This is a genomic window from Nocardia sp. CWNU-33 (assembly GCF_046764895.1).
GTDB lineage: Bacteria > Actinomycetota > Actinomycetes > Mycobacteriales > Mycobacteriaceae > Nocardia.
Genome location: NZ_JBKOQN010000001.1, coordinates 1 through 19,106 on the forward strand (window position 1 = coordinate 1; position 19,106 = coordinate 19,106).

Annotated in this window: 18 protein-coding genes and 1 pseudogene; 9 read left to right on the plus strand and 10 right to left on the minus strand. The window is 66.5% G+C overall.

The window, feature by feature from the left end; genetic code table 11:
* Positions 1 to 258 precede the first annotated feature (258 nt).
* A pseudogene (locus tag ACLMAL_RS00005) lies at positions 259 to 425 on the minus strand (ATP-binding protein); the annotation flags it as partial.
* Between the two features lie 117 nt (positions 426 to 542).
* On the opposite strand from ACLMAL_RS00005, the gene ACLMAL_RS00010 reads away from it, so the two are divergent.
* The 3 genes from ACLMAL_RS00010 to ACLMAL_RS00020 all read left to right on the plus strand — a co-directional run bounded on the left by ACLMAL_RS00010 (position 543) and on the right by ACLMAL_RS00020 (position 2,961).
* On the plus strand, positions 543 to 2,501 hold the full coding sequence (locus tag ACLMAL_RS00010) for a PspC domain-containing protein (protein ID WP_411997216.1): 1,959 nt from the start codon (positions 543 to 545) through the stop codon (positions 2,499 to 2,501).
* Positions 2,494 to 2,712 carry an LPXTG cell wall anchor domain-containing protein gene (locus ACLMAL_RS00015; RefSeq protein WP_328409434.1) on the plus strand — a complete coding sequence of 73 codons (219 nt, stop codon included), beginning with the start codon at positions 2,494 to 2,496 and terminating at the stop codon, positions 2,710 to 2,712. The genes ACLMAL_RS00010 and ACLMAL_RS00015 overlap by 8 nt, the downstream gene beginning before the upstream one ends.
* Positions 2,713 to 2,790: 78 nt before the next feature.
* Positions 2,791 to 2,961, plus strand: coding sequence for a hypothetical protein (locus ACLMAL_RS00020; protein ID WP_411997217.1), 171 nt, complete (start codon positions 2,791 to 2,793; stop codon positions 2,959 to 2,961).
* A 195-nt stretch (positions 2,962 to 3,156) separates the two neighbouring features.
* Here the strand turns inward: ACLMAL_RS00020 and guaA are convergent, their stop codons facing one another.
* Positions 3,157 to 4,740 carry a glutamine-hydrolyzing GMP synthase gene (guaA, locus tag ACLMAL_RS00025; RefSeq protein ID WP_411997218.1) on the minus strand — a complete coding sequence of 528 codons (1,584 nt, stop codon included), beginning with the start codon at positions 4,738 to 4,740 and terminating at the stop codon, positions 3,157 to 3,159.
* Positions 4,741 to 4,797: 57 nt separating this feature from the next.
* On the opposite strand from guaA, the gene ACLMAL_RS00030 reads away from it, so the two are divergent.
* Entirely contained in the window at positions 4,798 to 5,604 is an 807-nt protein-coding gene (locus ACLMAL_RS00030; RefSeq protein ID WP_328409428.1) for an alpha/beta fold hydrolase, read from the plus strand.
* Positions 5,605 to 5,849: 245 nt separating this feature from the next.
* Here ACLMAL_RS00030 and ACLMAL_RS00035 read toward each other — a convergent pair whose 3' ends face one another.
* The gene (locus ACLMAL_RS00035) at positions 5,850 to 7,007 is read right to left on the minus strand and encodes a GuaB3 family IMP dehydrogenase-related protein (RefSeq protein WP_378687692.1); all 1,158 of its coding nucleotides are present in this window, start codon (positions 7,005 to 7,007) and stop codon (positions 5,850 to 5,852) included.
* Positions 7,008 to 7,312: 305 nt separating this feature from the next.
* A complete protein-coding gene (gene guaB / locus ACLMAL_RS00040) occupies positions 7,313 to 8,857 on the minus strand; it encodes an IMP dehydrogenase (protein ID WP_328409426.1) in 1,545 nt (514 codons plus the stop codon).
* Positions 8,858 to 9,138: 281 nt separating this feature from the next.
* Here guaB and ACLMAL_RS00045 point away from each other — a divergent pair, with 281 nt between their 5' ends.
* A complete protein-coding gene (locus ACLMAL_RS00045; RefSeq protein WP_011207424.1) occupies positions 9,139 to 9,552 on the plus strand; it encodes a DUF5319 domain-containing protein in 414 nt (137 codons plus the stop codon).
* A 143-nt stretch (positions 9,553 to 9,695) separates the two neighbouring features.
* Here the strand turns inward: ACLMAL_RS00045 and ACLMAL_RS00050 are convergent, their stop codons facing one another.
* The 4 genes from ACLMAL_RS00050 to ACLMAL_RS00065 all read right to left on the minus strand — a co-directional run bounded on the left by ACLMAL_RS00050 (position 9,696) and on the right by ACLMAL_RS00065 (position 13,110).
* Positions 9,696 to 10,904 (minus strand): anti-sigma-D factor RsdA, encoded by a 1,209-nt coding sequence (locus tag ACLMAL_RS00050; RefSeq protein WP_411997219.1) that lies wholly within the window; start codon positions 10,902 to 10,904, stop codon positions 9,696 to 9,698.
* Positions 10,897 to 11,475 (minus strand): sigma-70 family RNA polymerase sigma factor, encoded by a 579-nt coding sequence (locus ACLMAL_RS00055; RefSeq protein ID WP_328409422.1) that lies wholly within the window; start codon positions 11,473 to 11,475, stop codon positions 10,897 to 10,899. The genes ACLMAL_RS00050 and ACLMAL_RS00055 overlap by 8 nt, the downstream gene beginning before the upstream one ends.
* 135 nt (positions 11,476 to 11,610) lie before the next feature.
* Positions 11,611 to 12,477: a hypothetical protein gene (locus ACLMAL_RS00060; RefSeq protein ID WP_411997220.1), complete on the minus strand. Its 867-nt coding sequence runs from the start codon at positions 12,475 to 12,477 to the stop codon at positions 11,611 to 11,613.
* A 468-nt stretch (positions 12,478 to 12,945) separates the two neighbouring features.
* Positions 12,946 to 13,110, minus strand: coding sequence for a hypothetical protein (locus ACLMAL_RS00065; protein ID WP_411997221.1), 165 nt, complete (start codon positions 13,108 to 13,110; stop codon positions 12,946 to 12,948).
* Here ACLMAL_RS00065 and ACLMAL_RS00070 point away from each other — a divergent pair.
* The 3 genes from ACLMAL_RS00070 (at position 13,103) to ACLMAL_RS00080 (ending at position 14,617) form a co-directional block, all read left to right on the plus strand.
* Positions 13,103 to 13,396, plus strand: a complete 294-nt coding sequence (locus ACLMAL_RS00070) for a WhiB family transcriptional regulator (protein ID WP_040704593.1) — start codon at positions 13,103 to 13,105, stop codon at positions 13,394 to 13,396. The genes ACLMAL_RS00065 and ACLMAL_RS00070 overlap by 8 nt on opposite strands.
* A 392-nt stretch (positions 13,397 to 13,788) precedes the next feature.
* Positions 13,789 to 14,364, plus strand: a complete 576-nt coding sequence (locus tag ACLMAL_RS00075; RefSeq protein ID WP_411997516.1) for a sigma-70 family RNA polymerase sigma factor — start codon at positions 13,789 to 13,791, stop codon at positions 14,362 to 14,364.
* Position 14,365: 1 nt separating this feature from the next.
* Entirely contained in the window at positions 14,366 to 14,617 is a 252-nt protein-coding gene (locus tag ACLMAL_RS00080) for an RskA family anti-sigma factor (RefSeq protein WP_411997222.1), read from the plus strand.
* Positions 14,618 to 14,806: 189 nt separating this feature from the next.
* Here ACLMAL_RS00080 and groL read toward each other — a convergent pair whose 3' ends face one another.
* On the minus strand, positions 14,807 to 16,426 hold the full coding sequence (groL, locus tag ACLMAL_RS00085) for a chaperonin GroEL (RefSeq protein ID WP_411997223.1): 1,620 nt from the start codon (positions 16,424 to 16,426) through the stop codon (positions 14,807 to 14,809).
* 134 nt (positions 16,427 to 16,560) lie between these two features.
* The gene (gene groES / locus ACLMAL_RS00090; protein ID WP_014981824.1) at positions 16,561 to 16,860 is read right to left on the minus strand and encodes a co-chaperone GroES; all 300 of its coding nucleotides are present in this window, start codon (positions 16,858 to 16,860) and stop codon (positions 16,561 to 16,563) included.
* Positions 16,861 to 17,531: 671 nt separating this feature from the next.
* Here groES and ACLMAL_RS00095 point away from each other — a divergent pair.
* Entirely contained in the window at positions 17,532 to 19,094 is a 1,563-nt protein-coding gene (locus ACLMAL_RS00095; protein ID WP_411997224.1) for an Hsp70 family protein, read from the plus strand.
* Positions 19,095 to 19,106: the final 12 nt, after the last annotated feature.

The window sequence follows — 19,106 nt, forward strand, 5'->3', positions numbered from 1 at the left end:
GCATTACTTTCACCGGCCGGGTTGACACCGACCTGACACCGACCTGACAGGCTCACTGACACGGTGTTCGACCTGGTCACAGCGAACAAAGAGAGGGGTGGACAGGCACCGGTCCGGGTATTTCGCGGGATCATCGGCAGCGGTGCGGCCGACAGAACGCCCCACGCCAGCGAAGGCACCTCATCGCAGGGGATCCAACCCTTTTCGACCGCGTTCAACGCACGATGATGCCGCCTATTGCGTGTTTCAGTCGTTGGTTCAACGGGCGGGGATGCGGCCCAGGTCGCGGTCTTCGAGCCGGTAGCTGTCGCCTTTGAGGGAGATGACTTCGGCGTGGTGGACCATGCGGTCGATCATGGCCGCAACCACGATGTCGTCGCCGAACACCCGCTCCACCGCTCGAAGGGTTTGTTGGTCATGATCAGGGTGTTCGGGGATCCGATCATGCTCCAAGTACAGACCGGGCGGTCCAAAAGGATCAGTGAATTTTTCAGGGTTACCCCCGATGTGCCGAAGTGCTGGTCAAGCCCACTATGGGAAACATGACGAAAACGAGCTTCGGCGATCAACTCCAGCAGATGTGGCACACGCGGCCCGTCCGCTTGCCGCGGCAAGGTCCGATCGCGGGCGTCGCGGCCGGTTTCGGTCAGCGCTACAACGTCGATCCGGTGCTGGTGCGGGTCGCGCTCGTGGTGTCGACGATCTTCGGCGGGGCTGGGATCGTGCTGTACCTGTTGGCCTGGCTACTGCTGAGTGAAGCCGGGGATCAGGCGTCGGCGGCGGAGTCGCTGTTCGGCAAGGGGCAGAGTTCGCAGTCCCAAACCAAGACCATCGTGTTGATCGTGGCGCTGGCCATCGCGGTGAGCACCATGGGCCCGGTCGGGGTCGGGCTGGCCGGCTCGGGGCTGATCAGCATGGCACTGATGCTGGCCGGCTGGTGGATGCTGCATATGCGGCAGCCGACACCGCCGCCCGGCACCAGCGCGTTCGACGGTTTCGTCGCCGACGGTGGCATCGCCGCGACCGGCTATCCCGGCACGGTGTTCCCCTCCGGATCCCCGCTGCGGACGAACACCGCTGACTTCTACTCCCCCGATGTCCCGTCGACCAGCGTGTACACGCCGTACACCAAGCTGCCGGACGCCTACGTCCCGGACACACCGGTTCAGCACGAGACGACACCGGTCCCGCAGGACGAGGCGACCGCAACTCCGATTCAACGCAGCGCAGGCGCTCAGGCGCAGCGCGTAGCACCCGATGCGGTGCTGCTCGACAATGGCGATGCCGAGACTGTCCTGCTGGACAAGAACAACGCCGAGGCAGCGCTGCTGGACAAGACCACCACTGACACAGCGCAGCTCGACAAGAACGACACCGACACTGTCCTGCTCGACAAGAGCGGAGCCGAGACAGTCCTACTCGACCAGAGCGCCGACACGGCACAGTCCGACAAGAGCACGCTGTCACCACAGGGAGCGCCGGTCGCAGGCACATCGACGCCCGGCACCCAGCCGTCGGACCCCACGACACCCGAGGCGAACACCACGCCCGAGACCCCGTCGTCCAACACCAGAGGTCCGGTACCAGAGACGAGGATGACGCCCGAAACAGGCGGCTCGCCATCCGGCTCGGGCACAACGCCGTCGCTCGACAAGGACGCGCCCGCCGACACCGACCGCGCTTCGGACAGCGAGGGGCCCGCCTCGGCAACCGTCCACAAGAGCCTCGGCTCCGACGAACCTTCTTCCGGCACAAAAACTCCGAAGCCCCTGACTGGTCAGCTCCCGACGAGGACCACGAGCACACCGACCCACGCCGCCTTCGGCGACCGGACTCCGCCCTCCTGGGATCCGCTCGGCGTCGCCCCGCTCGCCTGGGATCTGCCCGAACCGACTCCCACCCGGACCATCGTCGCGCCGCCCCCGCAGCGTCCACGCTCCCGACTGACACCAGTGGTGCTCGGCCTTGCCATCCTCGCCGCGGCGGGAGCAGGCGCGGCGGCAGCCTCGGGCGCGGACTGGATGACGCCGGGACGAATCGCGGCGGTGGCGCTGGCGGTGATCGGCCTCGGCATGGTGCTCGGCGCGTTCCTGCGGCGGGGCTACGGCCTGCTGGTGGTGACCGCCCCGTTGGCCGGGTTCGTCATGCTGGCTTCGATGATCGGCCCGATCGAGTTCGACAACGCCACCATGGGTGAGCGCACCTGGGCGCCGGCGTCGATAACCGAGCTGAATGCGAATTACGCGGTGACCATGGGAACCGGCACGCTGGACCTGCGGTCGCTGAATCTGACCGAGAGCCGCAACGTAGATCTCGCGGTCAAGATGGGCGAGGCCAAGGTGCTGCTGCCCGCAGGCATGACGGTGCGCACTGTGTGCACCGTCAATATGGGGGAAGTCAACTGCCCCACCGGGATTACCGGCCCGAACACCCCCGGCGCACCGGTGCTCGATCTGAAGGTCAACGTCCGGGCAGGCAATGCGGAGGTGCGTCGTGGCTGACAAATCCGAGACCAACAACTCGACCGACCGCCGCGGACCGTCCGCCTCGCTGCTGATCGTCGGTCTGCTCGCGCTCACTGTCAGCGTCTGGGCCTTCGTCGGCCCGACCTCGATGCCCGCGACCGGCGTGATTCCACTCGGCTGGATCGTGGTGATCGCCGCCATCGTCATCGGCATCCTGCTGGTGGTCTCCCCACGCAGACGCCGCTGACCGACATCCGGATATGACCGACGACAATGACCCGTCCGCAAGACGGGTCATTGTCGTCGGACGACCGAGGAGAAAGCGATGACCACAGACCCGTTCGACAGACCCGAGACCGACGACGAACCGACCGACCAGGGAACCCCGATGGGACGGATCATCCCGCTGACACCGACCCGGTCCTACCTCGGCGGTGGCCTGCTGCTCGGCCAGTTCATCCTCGGCAGGCCGACGGGACCCACTGCGATGGAGTGAGGCGGCAACCGAACCGCACGGTCGATCGGGGCGCGACACCTTCGATGCGGGGCGTACGGCCGCCCCTCCCTCGATTGCGAACAGCCGCCACGCCCGATCCGCCACGCCACGAATCCCGCTGGGATCGAACGCGATCAGGACCGCGCGGACCACACGATCCGAACCCCGTCGAGATCGAACGCGATCAGGCGCGTCTCACTCCCACTCGATGGTGCCCGGCGGCTTGCTCGTCACATCGAGAACCACGCGGTTGACTTCCGCCACCTCATTGGTGATGCGCGTGGAGATCCGCTCCAGCACCTCATAGGGCAGCCGCGTCCAGTCCGCGGTCATCGCGTCTTCGCTGGAGACCGGGCGCAGCACGATCGGGTGACCGTAGGTGCGGCCGTCACCCTGCACGCCGACCGAGCGCACATCCGCGAGCAGCACGACGGGGCACTGCCAGATCTGGCGATCCAGGCCTGCGGCCGTAAGTTCTTCGCGGGCAATGGCATCGGCCTGACGCAAGGTGTCGAGCCGGTCCGCGGTGACCTCGCCGACGATGCGGATGGCCAGACCCGGACCTGGGAACGGCTGGCGCGCAACGATTTCCTCCGGCAGCCCGAGCTCACGACCGACCGCGCGCACCTCGTCCTTGAACAGCAGCCGCAGCGGCTCGACGAGCTCGAACTCCAGATCGTCCGGCAGACCGCCGACATTGTGGTGGCTCTTGATGTTCGCGGTGCCCGCGCCGCCACCGGACTCGACGACATCCGGATACAGCGTGCCCTGCACCAGGAACTCGACCGAGGGACCCGAGCCGTCCGACATCGCGCCGCCCTCGGCGATCACCACCTCCGACACCGCATCCTCGAACGACCGGATGAACTCACGGCCGATGATCTTGCGCTTCTCTTCGGGGTCGGTGATGCCCTTCAGCTCACCGAGGAACTTGTCGACCGCGTCGACGGTCACCAGCTTGGCGCCGGTCGCGGCGACGAAGTCCTGCTGCACCTGCTCGCGCTCCCCGGCCCGCAACAGACCATGGTCGACGAACACACAGGTCAGCCGATCACCGATGGCACGCTGCACCAGCGCGGCCGCGACCGCGCTGTCCACACCGCCGGACAGACCACAGATCGCGTGGCCGTCACCGATCTGCTCGCGCACCGCGGCGACCAGCGAGTCGGCGATATTGGCCGGGGTCCACGTCGCCGGGATGCCGGCCAGGTCGTGCAGGAACCGGCTGAGCACCTGCTGACCGTGCGGCGAGTGCAGCACCTCCGGGTGGTACTGCACACCCGCCAGCTTGCGGGCCCGATCCTCGAATGCGGCGACCGGGGCACCCGCACTGGTGCCGGTGACCTCGAAGCCCTCCGGCGCGTCGGTGACCGCATCGCCGTGGCTCATCCACACCGGCTGAATGGTGGGCAGGCCGCCGTGCAGCAGACCGCCGTCGATACTGAGTTCGGTGCGGCCGTATTCACGGGTGCCGGTGTGCGCGACCGTGCCGCCGAGCGCCTGCGCCATGGCCTGGAAGCCGTAGCAGATGCCGAAAACCGGGATGCCGAGATCGAACAGCCTGGCGTCCAACTGCGGCGCGCCTTCGGCGTACACGCTGGAGGGACCACCGGACAGGATCACCGCGAGCGGCTGCTTCTCCGCGATCTCCTCCACCGTGGTGGTATGCGGGATCACCTCGGAGAAAACACTCGATTCGCGGACCCGCCGGGCGATCAACTGGGCGTACTGCGCGCCGAAGTCGACGACAAGGACCGGTCTCTGAGTAGCTGCCACCATCACAGTTTAATGAGGGCGCAAATCGTCCCGCGCACCCCCGCACCGCTCGTTATCCTCATGCTCGTGCCATTCGCCCGCGCGATCGACGCCGACATCCACTATGAGGACAGCGGCGGGCACGGTCCGGTAGTGCTACTCGCGCACGAATTCTTCATGGACCGAACGATGTTCGCGTCGCAAATGGCCGCGCTGGCACCGGAATTCCGCATTGTGTCCTGGGATGCGCGCGGCCACGGGCGCACCAGGGACCAGGGATTGCCCTTCACCTATTGGACCGCCGCGCGCGACGCGCTGACGGTGCTGGATCACCTCGGCGCCGAACGCGCCGTGGTCGGCGGGACCGCGCAAGGGGGCTTCACCGCTTTGCGCGCCGCGCTCATCGCACCCGAACGGGTGTCGGCGCTGATTCTCATCAGCACCGAAGCACACGGACCGACTCCCGAACAGTCGACGGCGACCCAGAAATTTCTGGACGAATGGTACGACGACAGCTCCAGGCAGGACGCGGTCGACCAGCTGGCGCACTGGTTGATCGGCGACGACGAGTGGTACCGATCGATCTGGACCAAACGCTGGCTGGTGCGCGATCGCCGCGGCATCGAGGTCGCGGCGGGCTGCCTGCTCGGCCGGGATTCGGTGCTGGACCGACTGCCCGAAATCACCAGCCCCGCCTTGGTGATTCACGCCACCGACAGCGGCATCGCCCGCGACCGCGCCCAACAACTCACCCAGGGCCTGACCGGATCGACCTACGTCGAAATCGCGGGCGCGCGACTGGCCGTCACCATGACCCACCCGGAACCGGTGAACCATGCGATCCAGCAGTTCCTGCGTGAACGCACGGTTCCGACGCGAGTTCGTTGAGCGCGACGCGAGTTCACCGCACCACACGGGGGCACCGGGCGACTAGGGACGTCGGTGGTGATTGTCGCGACTCTGTTGGTTGTGGCCGACCGCGGCCCATGTAGTCGGGGGCTCGCCGGCACCGAACCGGACAACCCGGTGAACACCGCGATGCGGCGTTCCTGCGTGAGCGAGTCACCCCGAGTCACGCACGCTGAACGAGCTTCGGCGAGTGTGACATTCGAGCAATCGAACCGCGCGTCCGATCAAGCGCGAACGCTAAGCCCGACCTTCTGAAATTCCTTGAGGTCGGAGTAACCGGCCTTCGCCATCGAGCGACGGAGTCCACCAACGAGATTCAGCGAACCGAACGGGTCGTCGGAGGGCCCGAACAGCACTCGCTCCAGGCTCGGCCGGACCACGTCGCCGTCCTCGCTGTCGACCCAGCTCTCGTCGACCGGCAACAGCGCGCCGCGCGGCACCGAAGGATGCGCGGCGGCCGAAGGCCAGTACCAGCCGCGGCCCGGAGCCTCGGCGGCGACCGACAGCGGCACACCGAGCATGGCGGCATCCGCGCCACACGCGATCGCCTTGGCCAGCTGACCGGAGGTCGCGACGTCACCGTCGGCGATGACGTGCACGTAGCGACCACCGGTCTCGTCCAGGTAGTCGCGGCGCGCGGCAGCGGCGTCGGCGATCGCGGTGGCCATCGGGACCCCGATGCCCAGCACCTCCCCGGTGGTCGTCGCACCGGGGAAAGAGCCGTAGCCCACGATCACACCGGCCGCGCCGGTGCGCATCAGGTGCAACGCCGTGCGGTGATCGCTCACGCCACCCGCGACGACCGGCACATCGAGCTCGGAGATGAAGGTCTTGAGGTTCAGCGGCTCACCGTCACCGACGTGCTCGGCGGAAATAATGGTGCCGTGCACGACCAGCAGGTCGATACCCGCCTGCACCAGCGCCGGAGTCAGCGCGCGGGCATTCTGCGGGCTCACCCGCACCGCCACCGTGACACCCGCGGCACGCACCTGCGCCACCGCGGCCGCCAGCAGATCCGGCTGCATCGGCGCGGCGTGCAGTTCTTGAAGCAATGCGACGGCCCGCTCGTAACCGCCCTTGCCGACCAGCTCGACCAGCTGATCGATCTTCGCCGCGACATCGGCGTGCCTGGCCCACAAGCCCTCGCCGTTGATGACGCCGAGCCCGCCGAGGCGGCCGAGCTCGATGGCGAACTCCGGCGACACCAGCGCATCGGTGGGGTGCGCGAGGAACGGGATCTCGAACCGGTAGGCATCCAGCTGCCAGGACAGCGATACCTGCTTCGACGAACGAGTCCGCCGCGACGGGACGATGTCGACATCATCCAGCTCGTAGGTACGCCGGGCGGTCCGGCCCATGCCGATCTCGACCATGTCGCGCACTGGCTGTTCTCCTTGTTTTATTTGCAGCGCCTCCGGCGCTGCGTGTTCGCGGCCCCCTTGGTCTCGCTTCCGAGCCGGGCCGCGAACTCTAGGGCTCGGTCTCGCTTCGCTCGGAAGACGTTGTCGTGGCGAGTGGGTGTGTTCGGGGTAATGCTCGCGACTTTGTTGGTTAGTTGTGGGCGGTGGGTCCGGCGCTATGTCCTGACCCACCGTTTCGCTCGACTATTGGCTCGGCACCGCAATGGCACGCGTGCCAGGTCCATCATGCACCGACCGACCGGTCCAGTACATTACCGTCGGGCCGACTAGCCGCGACCGGTGTAGTTCGGGGCCTCGACGGTCATCGTGATGTCGTGCGGGTGGCTCTCTTTGAGGCCGGCGGCGGTGATCTGCACGAACTGGGCTTCCTGCAGGTGTGCGATCGACTGCGAGCCGGTGTAGCCCATCGCGGCGCGCAGGCCGCCGACGAGCTGATGGATCACCTGGTTGACCGGTCCGCGGAACGGCACCCTGCCCTCGATGCCCTCGGGCACCAGCTTGTCCTCGGCCAGCACATCGTCCTGGAAGTAGCGGTCCTTCGAGAAGGACTTCGCCTGCCCACGCCCCTGCATGGCGCCGAGCGAACCCATGCCGCGGTAGCTCTTGAACTGCTTGCCGCCCACCAGGATCAGCTCACCGGGCGATTCGGCCGTGCCGGCCAGCACCGAGCCGAGCATCACGGTGGACGCGCCTGCGGCGATCGCCTTGGCGATGTCACCGGAGAACTGGATGCCGCCATCGGCGATCACCGGAACGCCGTGCGGCTTGCAGGCGGCAACGGCCTCGAGGATGGCGGTGATCTGCGGCGCGCCGACACCGGCCACGACACGGGTCGTACAGATGGAGCCGGGGCCGACGCCGACCTTCACCGCGTCCGCGCCCGCCTCGACGAGCGCGGCGGCGCCTGCCCTTGTCGCGACGTTGCCGCCGACGATCTGGATGCGATCGCCGACCTCGGCCTTGACCTTGGTGACCATCTGCAGCACCTGCGCCTGATGTCCATGCGCGGTATCGACGATCAGCACGTCCACGCCGGCGTCGGCCAGCGTCATCGCACGCGACCACGCATCGTCGCCGACACCGATCGCGGCGCCGACCAGCAGGCGGCCGTCGCGGTCCTTGGTCGCGTTCGGGTACTGATCGGTCTTGACGAAGTCCTTGACCGTGATGAGTCCGCGCAAGCGACCGCCGCCGTCGACGATCGGCAGCTTCTCGATCTTGTGCCTGCGCAGCAGACCGAGCGCGGCCTCCGCGGTGACGCCCTCCTGCGCGGTGATCAACGGCGCTCTGGTCATCACATCGGCGACGCGACGGTTCTGGTCCACCTCGAAGCGCATGTCGCGGTTGGTGATGATGCCCACAAGCTCGCCGGTCTCATCCACGACGGGCAGGCCGGAAATGCGGAAGCGCGCACACATCGCGTCGACCTCTGCGAGGGTGTCGGTCGGGCGGCAGGTCACCGGATCGGTCACCATGCCTGCCTCGGACCGCTTCACGGTCTCCACCTGCGCAGCCTGGTCGGCGGCCGCCAAGTTACGGTGCAGCACACCCATGCCGCCGGCGCGCGCCATGGAGATTGCCATCCTGGCTTCGGTCACGGTGTCCATCGCCGAACTCACCAGCGGGGTGCGCAACCGAATCTCGCGGGTCAGCTGGCTGGAGGTCTCCACCGAGCTGGGGATGAGGTCCGAAGCGGCCGGTAGCAGCAGCACATCGTCGAACGTGAGGCCGAGCATGGCGATCTTGTTCGGATCGTCACCACCCGTATGGGGGCGGACTCCGATACGTTCGCCCGGTACGGGATTACTCATTCGGATCGACCCCTCCTGGACGTCGAAAGCGACCGACACCGGTCGACCGGCGTCGCGCAGAACTGATGGGATGGACGGTGACGGCTCCGCCAATGGTCGGGTACTGGCCGGCGCCTTTCACCCATGGTATCTGTCCCGCAAACTCGCCCACGATCGCGGTGCGCGAGGGCGGCTGCGGCTCTGGTCAACTCGCGACGCGCACCCGCGCAACTCGACGCGCCGGCGAAACTGGCGTGGCGCATAGCTGGCGAAGACCCCCCTGTTCTGCGTACCGTGGGGGTGTGCGTGACCATCTACCACCTGGCTTGCCGCCGGATCCGTTTGCCGGAGACCCCTCCGACCCGTCCGCCGCGCTCGATGCCATCGAGCCCGGCGAGCCGCTGGATCCCCACGAGCGCCTTGCGGTCGAGGAGGATCTCGCCGATCTCGCAGTGTATGAGGCACTACTGGCGCATCGCGGTATCCGTGGACTCGTGGTCAGCTGCGAAGACTGCAGGCAGGATCACTACCACGACTGGGACATGCTGCGCGCCAACCTGCTTCAGCTGCTGGTCGACGGCACCGTCCGCCCGCACGAGCCCGCCTACGATCCGACGCCGGAAGCGTATGTCACCTGGGACTATTGCAGGGGCTACGCGGATGCCTCGATGAACGAGGCTTTCCACGGCGACGGATTCGACGGGTTCGACAGCTGACCCTTCCGTTAGCAACAGGGTCGGCCCAGCCGAGCGAACAGCACGGGACTCGCACAGACGTGCTGTAAGCAAGAACACAGACAAAAAGCCGACCGCCGGTCGGCGATCGGTTGATGTCTTTTTATCGGTTGTTGTTCTCGAGCCTAGGTTGCGGGGCCTGCTCCGCCCGTTCCACCAAAAACTCCGGTTCCTCCGGTTCCGGTGGACCCGCCAGTTCCACCGGTTCCCCCCGTTCCGGTGGACCCGCCGGTTCCAGTTGATCCGCCGGTTCCGGTTGATCCGCCCGTTCCGGTTGATCCGCCCGTCCCGGTGGGAACCACAACAGATCCGGGGTTGCCGGCCGACGGAGGCGTCGCGGGCTGTGTTGGCGGAACGGGCGGCTGGATGACCACCGTAGTCGGCACGGCGGGGGGTGTTTGATCCTGCGTCGATGGCGGATTCTGCGTGGGGGGCGTTGTCGGCTCGGCCGTGATCGGCGGAATCACCGGCGGCACTGTAGTCGACGGTAGGCCAGGAGCAGTTAGGTCCGCGCTCGTCGGCGGCTTGGTCCCCGAGGAATCCGGCGACTGCAGAATGGTCTGCTGCGGGTTGCCGGTCGTCGGCTTCGTACCGGAGGTGTCAGAGCTCGGCTTCGGCTCGGCGGGCCGCGTCGGCGTCGCCGTGATCGAGCTCGCGATATCCGGCGCCTTCTTGCGCAGCTCGGCGAGGACCGATTCCCAGCGCGCCGTCAGCTCACTCTGCTTATCGGTGTCGTTGACCTGAGTCACGTTCTGCCGAGCGCCCTCTAGCTTGGCCTTCGCCATTTCGGGGTTACCCGAATCGAGCAGCGTCTGCGCCTCGGTCAGGTAGTCGCCGGCACGCTGAACCACGGTGGTCTGGGCCTGTTCGCTGAACACGACCTCCTTGACCCGCCATAGCGGATCACCGGGTTCCGCGTTGTAGGAGAACGCCGTCATACCGCCGATGACAAGTGCCAGTGCGGCAGCCGTCCCCGCGATCGGGCGAAGTAGCCGTAGTCGTCCGCCGGTCTGTGCGCCGATGCGGACTTGTCGAGCACCGATCTCCTGGTTGACCGCAGCCACGATTTCATCGAGGCTCGGTTCCCCCGGCATCGGCTCCGAGAACAGCTCGGCCCGCCAATCGGCCAACAGCGTCGCGAGCTGATACTCCTCCGCGCTGTCGGTCCGTACCAGACCATCGCTTGCGATGGCATCGATCAGCGCATCGTCGCGGCGTACCGCTGCGATGTCCACCGGACCGGTGTCACCGACGCTCTCGGCGTAGGGACCGCTATTTCGCGATCCAAGCCGCGCCTTCCAGTCGCCCCGACCGCGCTCGCCATCCCTAGCCATACATTTCACCTGCCCTCGCCACTTGTGACTTCAGTTTCGCGAGTGCCCTGTGTTGGGCCACCCGTATCGCACCCGCCGTACTGCCCACGGCGACTGCGGTTTCTTCCGCTGACAAACCCATGACCAATCGCAGGATCAGGATCTCCCGATGTTTCTCAGGAAGAGTCGCGAGCAGACTGTTCATCTGCCTGCTCGTCTCTGATTCGAGAGCTCGTTGTTCCGGACCATGGTCGGTGGATATGACATCTGGTACTTCGGCCATCGCCTCCGCCTTGTTACGGGCGGCGTTTCGATGAGCATCGGCGACCTTGTGCGAAGCGATTCCGTATACGAAGGCCATGAAGGGCCTGCCCTGGTCTTGATACCTGGGCAAGGCGGTCATCACAGCCAGACATACCTCCTGCGCAACGTCATCCGCAGAGAGTTGTCCTCGCTCCGCAGCGCCGATCCGCGCGCGGCAGTAGCGCACCACCAGCGGGCGGACCATTTCGAGTACCTGAGCTAAAGCGGATCTGTCGCCCTGCGCAGCCGCAGTGACGGCGAGGTCCAACTCTTCGCCCATGTTCGTCATCGTCAGAGAAATTCCTGGCGTTACAAGTGGCACGGTCGGGGATGACCAGTGCTTCCGCCGGTGGGGCGGAACGGATCTAACAATAGCTACACAATGCCGGGAACCGGGCAACACGGGTCGCCTCCAGTGGAAGACCTAGGCAGCACCTGCGGGCCGAAACCGCCCGCCACGCCGAGCAATAGCCGCGGCACATTCGGCGGCTTCGGTGCCGGCAGCGGTTGCGGCGGCGGCGTCGGCGGATACGCCCGCACGCAACATGGCGCACGCCCAGCGCAGCGGAAGCAACCCGTATTCGCGGCATTCGGCGGCGACCGCCTCGGCGAGGACACGCGCATGCTCGGCGTCGCCCCCGGCGGCGGCAGCCGCCGCGACCAGCAGCCTGGATTTGATCCGATGCCGGATCGAGGGGCCACGCTCGGCCAATTCCACCGCGGCCTCGGCATGGGTGCGTGCGGGGTCGGCACGGCCCGAGGCAAGGGCGGTCTCCGCCGAAACCCAGTGCCAGCGCACCCAAGGCCGCCAGCGCAGCTGTTCGGGGTCGAGGCCGTCGTGGCTGCGCCACAGCAAATGGGTGGCCAGCGTGAGTCTGCCGGTGCCGAGCGCATCGGCGGCGAGACCGGTCAGCGCATCGCAGACAGCGTCGGTGCGGTCCGGGCCGACCCCGCTCCTGCCCTCGGCACGAGTGGGAAGGATGAGCGCCGCGGCCCGCCCGTCGGCGACCGCGGCGCGGGCATGCCAACCGAGCTGGCGCGACAGCGAACCCTCGGTACTCGCGGCGAGCGAAAGCAGCACCGGGTCGGTGGTGCGCGAGCGCAGTAATCGGAGTTCGGCGCGGGCTGCGGCGTAGTGGCCCCCGCCGCCGAGAATCACCGCCCGATGCCATGAATCGAGGGCGCTTCGCGGCACCGGCAACTCGGCAGCGCCGAGGGCACGACGATCGCCGAAAGCGGCGGCGGCGAGCGGTGTCGACTCGCTATATATAGGGATAGGTGACGCGGACACGGCCGAACTCTATCGTGCGCCGCGAGCACGTCCGGGTCCCCGGGAACATCGCCGAGACATCCCGGCAACCATCCAGCATTTCGAATGCCAACATCATGTTTCCATCAGGTAAATCTCGTACGGGCAATCAGCGGGCATGCGCGATAGGAATTCACATGCGTTTCGCGCAATTAACCTCAGCGCCCCGATTCCGCCATCTCCGATCCGACGTCCCATCGGCCCCGATCGGCGCTGTGACCGTCCCCACGGTAGCCATGGCTCCCCAGACATGGGGAGCCAGCCGCCGAAACCGCGCCCACCTGCGGATATACTCTCGGATCGAGCCAGATGGTTCGATGCGAGCCGTCGATCAACCGACCAGTATCACCGGAAGCAATGCAAAAAGTAAACACCGTAGAGGTTAAATTTCGCAGCCCAACATTTGGAAAACTGCTGCGTCGAACTATTGACGTAATTTCGCGGCTGGACCTAACGTAACTCATCGCCACGGTCGGCGCCGCGCGAAATTACAGCGACCGCGAAGGGCGAGCCGATAGGCACGCCGCCGACCCAGCGCCGTGGCCACAACTGTTTGCAGAACAACTGCTCGACAACGCTGACGAGCTCGCACCACGAGGAGTTCACCATGCCCATGCCGACCCACCTTCCCGGACCGAACGCCGATGTCTGGGACTGGCAGATGAGAGGGTCTTGCCGCGGGCAGGATTCCGCGGTGTTCTTCCATCCCGACGGCGAACGCGGCCGCGCTCGCACCGCACGGGAGATGCGCGCCAAGGAAATCTGCCGGAGCTGCCCGGTACTGATGCAATGCCGCAGCCACGCCCTGAAAGTCAGCGAGCCCTACGGCATCTGGGGTGGAATGTCGGAAACGGAACGCGAGATGCACGCGCGCCGCAACCGCCGCCGCATGGCGGTATAGCCGAGTGCGCCACGCGGGAATCCGATCCCATCCGCGCGGCGCGGCGCGCCGAATCCCTAGCAAACGACCGGCCAATACAACACCTTCGATCGCGTCGGCGCGCAAGCGGTAGCTGTCACCACCGATATGCCTGCCGCAGCAACGGCCGGAAGCCACCCAGCTGTCGATTCGGCGTTTCGCGACAATTATCGGCGTGCCACGGCGTGTCCCTCGGGGAATCTCCCGGTGCGTCGAAGTTGCTGGACCGCACGTAGATTGCCGCCACCCCACCGGAAGGGCAGTCATAGCGGCACGCTACGGTAGTGACCGATGACACAAAATGGAGCGTTGTGACAACGCGGCCGACGGCCGCAGAGGGCGACTCGTTCCGAAGAGAAGCCATCCCACCTCGTGTGGATTCTGCGGTATCGGCACGCGCAGCCGAAAGTATCGAGCTAGCCGCCCTTCTCGAGCGCTGCGGCCAGTCCGACCAGAAAGCTTTCGCCGAGCTCTACGACCGAACGTGTGCGCGCGTCTTCGGTCTGGTGCTCCGCGTTCTGCATGACCCCGGATATGCGGAGGAGACCACCCAAGAGGTCTTCCTGCAGATCTGGCGGACTGCGGCGAGTTTCGACTCGGCGAAAGGGTCGGCGGTGACGTGGCTGATGACGCTGGCCCACCGGCGAGCGGTCGACCGGGTTCGCGCCGAACAAGCCCATACCCAGCGCGAAGTTGCCTACGGGATAAGGGTTCTCGGCAACGAATTCGATGAGGTCACCGAAGAAGTCGAGCGAAGGCTCGAACAACAGGCTGTCCTCGCGGGTCTCGCCACATTGACGCCGACCCAGCGAGAGGCCATCTCGCTCGCCTACTACGGCGGGCGAACCTACGCAGAGGTAGCCACCTATCTCGGCGTAGGGTTACCAACCGTTAAGTCCCGTATCCGGGACGGACTGACACGACTGAAAAAAAGTTTGGGGGTGACGTGAGATGAACGAAGTCCAGATCGATCTCGCGCACGCCGTCGCGCTCGCATCGATCGACGACGAAGACCATCACGCGGTACAAGACCTGCTCGATAGCGAGGACCCCGCCCTACGTACGGAATTCCTCGCCGAAGTGCAAGAGACGAGAGACGTCCTCGCCGCATTCGCGGCGGTGACAGCGGCTCAGCCGCCCCCTGCCCTGCGTGGGCGGTTGCTCACGGCCATCGCCGCCGAGCAACCGCCCGTCGCCTCTTAGCGTTCATTCCCGACGCCACAGCGCATCGGGAAGAAGACGCGCAAACCAACGTTCGGTGCATAGTCGATTTCGGAAGCAACCCAGGAATTTCCCTGAACTCAACGTACGAAATCCATTGTTCTGTTCATAAAGTTCACAAACGAAGGCCCCCCGGAATCTTCCGGGGGGCCTTCGCATGTCGAACCGAACTCAGTGGCTGTGGCTGTGGCCGTGTCCATGACCGTGGTCGTGGGCCTCTTCGGCAGGCTTGTCCACCACGGCGCTCTCGGTGGTGAGGATCATCCTCGCCACCGACGCCGCGTTCACGACGGCGGAGCGAGTCACCTTGACCGGGTCGACGACACCGTCGGTGAGCAGGTCACCGTAGGTGAGGGTGGCGGCGTTGAAGCCTTCCTTCCCATCCGCGACCTTGCTGACCACCACGGAGCCGTCGACGCCCGCGTTGGTGGCGATCCAGAACAGCGGCGCCGACAGTGCCGTGCGCACCACCTCGACACCGACCGCCTCGTCACCGGAGAGCGAATCGCGCAGCTCGTCGAGCTTGGCGCTCGCGAGTACGAGCGCGGTACCGCCACCGGGGACGATGCCCTCATCGACGGCGGCCTTCGCGGCGCTGACAGCGTCCTCGACCCGGTACTTGCGCTCCTTGAGCGCGGTCTCGGTGGCTGCGCCGACCTTGATCACCGCAACGCCGCCGGACAACTTCGCCAGTCGCTCTTCGAGCTTCTCGCGATCCCAGTCGGAGTCGGTGGCCTCGATCTCGCGACGCAGCTGCGCGCTGCGGGCCGCGATGTCCTCGGCGGTGCCTGCACCGTCGATGATGGTGGTGTCGTCCTTGGTGACGACGACGCGACGCGCCTTGCCGAGCACCTCGAGGCCGGACTCACGCAGCGTGATGCCGAGGTCCGGGTTCACCACGGTGCCCGCGGTGACGACGGCGAGGTCGTCGAGGAACGCCTTGCGGCGATCGCCGAAGAACGGCGCCTTCACGGCAACGGCCTTGATGGTCTTGCGGATCGAGTTCACGACCAGGGTCGACAGCGCCTCGCCGTCGACATCCTCGGCGATGATCAGCACCGGCTTGCCGGACTCGGCGATCTTCTCCAGCAGCGGAAGCAGATCGGGCAGCGAGCTGATCTTCTCCCGGTTCAGCAGGATGAAGGCGTCCTCGAGCACGGCCTGTTGGCTGTCGGTGTCGGTGACGAAGTAGGGCGAGAGGTAGCCCTTGTCGAACTGGACGCCCTCGGTGACGACGAGTTCGGTCTGCAGCGTCGAGGACTCCTCGACGGTGACGACGCCGTCCTTGCCGACGGTGGTCAGCGCCTTGCCGACCATGGCGCCGATCTCCTCGTCGCGCGAGGACACGGTCGCGACTTGAGCGATGGCCTGCTCACCGGAGACCGGGGTGGCCAGCGCGAGCAGCGCCTCGGAGACCACGTCGGCGGCCTTGCCGATGCCAGAGCCCACCGCGATCGGGTTCGCGCCCGCGGCGATGTTCTTCAGGCCCGCGCGCACCAGCGCCTGCGCGAGCACGGTCGCGGTGGTGGTGCCGTCGCCCGCGACGTCGTTGGTCTTGGTGGCGACGCTCTTGACCAGCTGCGCGCCCATGTTCTCGAAGGGGTCCTCGAGGTCGATCTCGCGCGCGATGGTGACACCGTCGTTGGTCACGGTAGGGCCACCGAAGGCCTTCGCGAGCACAACGTGGCGGCCACGCGGCCCGAGGGTGACCTTCACGGCGTCGGCGAGCTTGTCGACACCGCGTTCCAGAGCCCGGCGAGCCTTCTCGTCGAACTCGATCTGCTTTGCCATAAGTCCTATTCCTTAGGGTTCCAGTGCTGAAACGACACTGCCCCGGCCCCGCTCAGGGGAACCGGGGCAGTGTCGTGACGACTCGATCCCGGCAATGGCCGGGCAGCACGGTCAGCCGACCGCGCGGAGCTCGGTCACTTGGTGACGACGGCCAGCACGTCGCGCGCCGACAGGATGAGGTATTCCTCGCCCTGGTACTTGATCTCGGTGCCGCCGTACTTGCTGTAGATGACGGTGTCGCCCTCCTTGACGTCGACCGGGATGCGGTCACCCTTATCGGTGACGCGCCCCTCGCCGACGGCGATGACGGTGCCCTCCTGCGGCTTCTCCTTCGCCGTGTCGGGGATGACCAGGCCGGAGGCCGTCGTCGTCTCGGCCTCGTTGGCCTGGACGAGGATCTTGTCCTCGAGCGGCTTGATGTTCACGCTCGCCACGTTGAGCCCTCCACTTTCAGGGGATATACGGTCGTCCGGAACTGTTGTCCCGGACCATCGGTGTCGTGTTGTTTCGCGCGACCTGTAAGCAGTCGCTAGCTATGTCGACCCCTGCGCATAGCCCCGTCGTCGCGGGTGCCGGGACACCTGCTCAGTGGTCGAACTGGCACTAAAGCACTACTCACAGTGCCGACTAGCACTCTATACATGAGAGTGCCAGCGCTCAAGGTTGGGTTGTGCCAATTCTGACGGCGTGTCGGATCGGTGGCCGGTGTCACGCCATGCCGAAGGGCCTGAAGACTTCCCAAGAGATCAGCAAATCTGTAACGTTCGGGTAACGGATTGTGACACTATGGACGACGGTTGTTCTCCGCGCGCTGCGTTCATCACGAGCCGGCGTCATCGGGGGCGCACGGAGAGCTATGAACAACCAGCGTCACAGGGGAAACCGAGCAGTACCCGGTAGCCCCAGCCGTCACAGTACAAGCGTTGAGAGAACCAGCTTCACCAGAGGGCAAGACCACACGTGATCCATGGCTGGTCCCCGCGACCCATCCGGACAACGGGTCGGCCGGATCCCGAGTCCGAATCGCTCGCAATCCACGCGAGAAGTTCGGTAGTCCATTCGAGATGGTCAGCAGCACATGACCATCCGCTCGAAGGGAGGTGACATGCGAACATCACTCGGCATCTCCGCCGGGAACGAGGTCGTTTGCTCGGCGCTGGTCGCGACCGCGTCCAACGGCGCCCAGAATTTCGACTACCGCGTCGTTTCCGCCGACGCGGCCCACTCCGATCTCGGCGATCTGGTGGCGTCCTCGATCGAGCTCATGACGACCCAGCTACCGACCACGCAGCTACCACGCGACGTTGTGCACCCGGTGGGCGCACGGTTCGCCGGCGCACACTCGATCGGGCTGGAATCGACCTCCAGCCGGCTGCCGACCAGTGTCGCGGTCGCCTATCGCAGCAAGGAACAGGCCCAACTGATCCGCGCGGCGACCGGCAAGCAGCGCGACCTGCGGCTGATCCCGGAGAGCACAGCAGCGCTGACCTACCTGCGCCACACCGGCCTGCTGGAACGCTACGAAACTGTCGCCGTCATCGACCTCGGCGCGTCCGGTCTCACCGTCACCGTCGCCGACCAGGTCGACGGCACCGTGCTCCGCAGCGAGCGCACCACGGCGATCAGCGGCAACGCCGTCGACGAACTCATCTACCACCATCTGGTCGACCTGCACTACGCCCGGCGTGGCACCCGCCCGAACCGCGGCATGCTGACCAATCGCGGCCGCGCCGCCAAGGAACATCTGTCCATCACGCCTGCCGTGACCATCGACCATGTCGCCGGGCAGCCACTCAAGCTGACACGAGCCGATTTCGAGGAGCTGATCGCTGATCTGCTGCGCGAGATCGGCGTCTACGCCGCGGCGGTCTTCGCGCGGGCGCCCACGTTCCCGCAGGCGGTCACGGTGATCGGTGGCGGGGCCAATATCCCCGCCGTGGTGTCCACGCTCTGCAATGAATTCGATATCCCCGTGCACACGGTCCCCGAACCGGAGGCAGTGATCGCCAAGGGCGCCGCGTTGGTCGCCGACGCGGCACAGCCCGCGGTGTTCCCGGTCAACGCGCTCACCTCCGACGCGCCGGTCGGCACCTTCACCAAGGTGGTCGGCACAGTGGCCGGGGCCATCGTGGTGGTCGGACTGATCATCGGCTATGGCGTGAAGACCTTCGCACCGACCTCCGGCGACGACGTCTCCCCCGCGGGCACCACCAGCAGCACCCAGATGCCGTCGGCATCGGCGCCGGTTCCGCCGACACCGACCGGGCAAATTCGAGAGAGCACGAACCGGCCGAGCGGCAGCAGTCTCCCGTCCATCACCCAGGACCGCGGCCAGCCGACCACGCGAGTGAGCACCACACCGACACCCGCGAGCACCACGCCGACGCAGCCCACGCTGCGTCCCGATCCGAACCTGCCGCCGATCCCGTTCCCGGAGCTGCTCGGCCCGTTGTTCGGCAACCCGCTGGCCCCACCGGCAGGGTCCTCCTCGAACCCGGCGGAACACAGCCAGCCGGGAGAAGAGACTGCGGCACCGTCTACCGCACCCACCCCACCGCCTCCGGCACCGACCCAGGAACCAGCGAAATCGCGGGTTCCGCTGCTGCCGCGAGCGAATTCCGGTTCCGCCGGCGGTAACTCACCGCAACAGTTGGTTCCCGCGCGCTAGCCGGATCCGCCG

Excerpts from the sequence above, each read along its gene's own strand:
- ACLMAL_RS00050 (WP_411997219.1), bottom strand. The coding sequence starts at position 10,904 with ATGGCTAGGGATGGCGAGCGCGGTCGGGGCGACTGGAAGGCGCGGCTT.
- groL (WP_411997223.1), bottom strand. The coding sequence starts at position 16,426 with ATGGCAAAGCAGATCGAGTTCGACGAGAAGGCTCGCCGGGCTCTGGAA.
- ACLMAL_RS00020 (WP_411997217.1), top strand. The coding sequence starts at position 2,791 with ATGACCACAGACCCGTTCGACAGACCCGAGACCGACGACGAACCGACC.
- ACLMAL_RS00080 (WP_411997222.1), top strand. The coding sequence starts at position 14,366 with ATGAACGAAGTCCAGATCGATCTCGCGCACGCCGTCGCGCTCGCATCG.
- ACLMAL_RS00030 (WP_328409428.1), top strand. The coding sequence starts at position 4,798 with ATGCTCGTGCCATTCGCCCGCGCGATCGACGCCGACATCCACTATGAG.
- ACLMAL_RS00095 (WP_411997224.1), top strand. The coding sequence starts at position 17,532 with ATGCGAACATCACTCGGCATCTCCGCCGGGAACGAGGTCGTTTGCTCG.
- ACLMAL_RS00070 (WP_040704593.1), top strand. The coding sequence starts at position 13,103 with ATGCCCATGCCGACCCACCTTCCCGGACCGAACGCCGATGTCTGGGAC.
- ACLMAL_RS00010 (WP_411997216.1), top strand. The coding sequence starts at position 543 with ATGACGAAAACGAGCTTCGGCGATCAACTCCAGCAGATGTGGCACACG.
- guaB (WP_328409426.1), bottom strand. The coding sequence starts at position 8,857 with ATGAGTAATCCCGTACCGGGCGAACGTATCGGAGTCCGCCCCCATACG.
- guaA (WP_411997218.1), bottom strand. The coding sequence starts at position 4,740 with ATGGTGGCAGCTACTCAGAGACCGGTCCTTGTCGTCGACTTCGGCGCG.
- ACLMAL_RS00065 (WP_411997221.1), bottom strand. The coding sequence starts at position 13,110 with ATGGGCATGGTGAACTCCTCGTGGTGCGAGCTCGTCAGCGTTGTCGAG.
- ACLMAL_RS00055 (WP_328409422.1), bottom strand. The coding sequence starts at position 11,475 with ATGACGAACATGGGCGAAGAGTTGGACCTCGCCGTCACTGCGGCTGCG.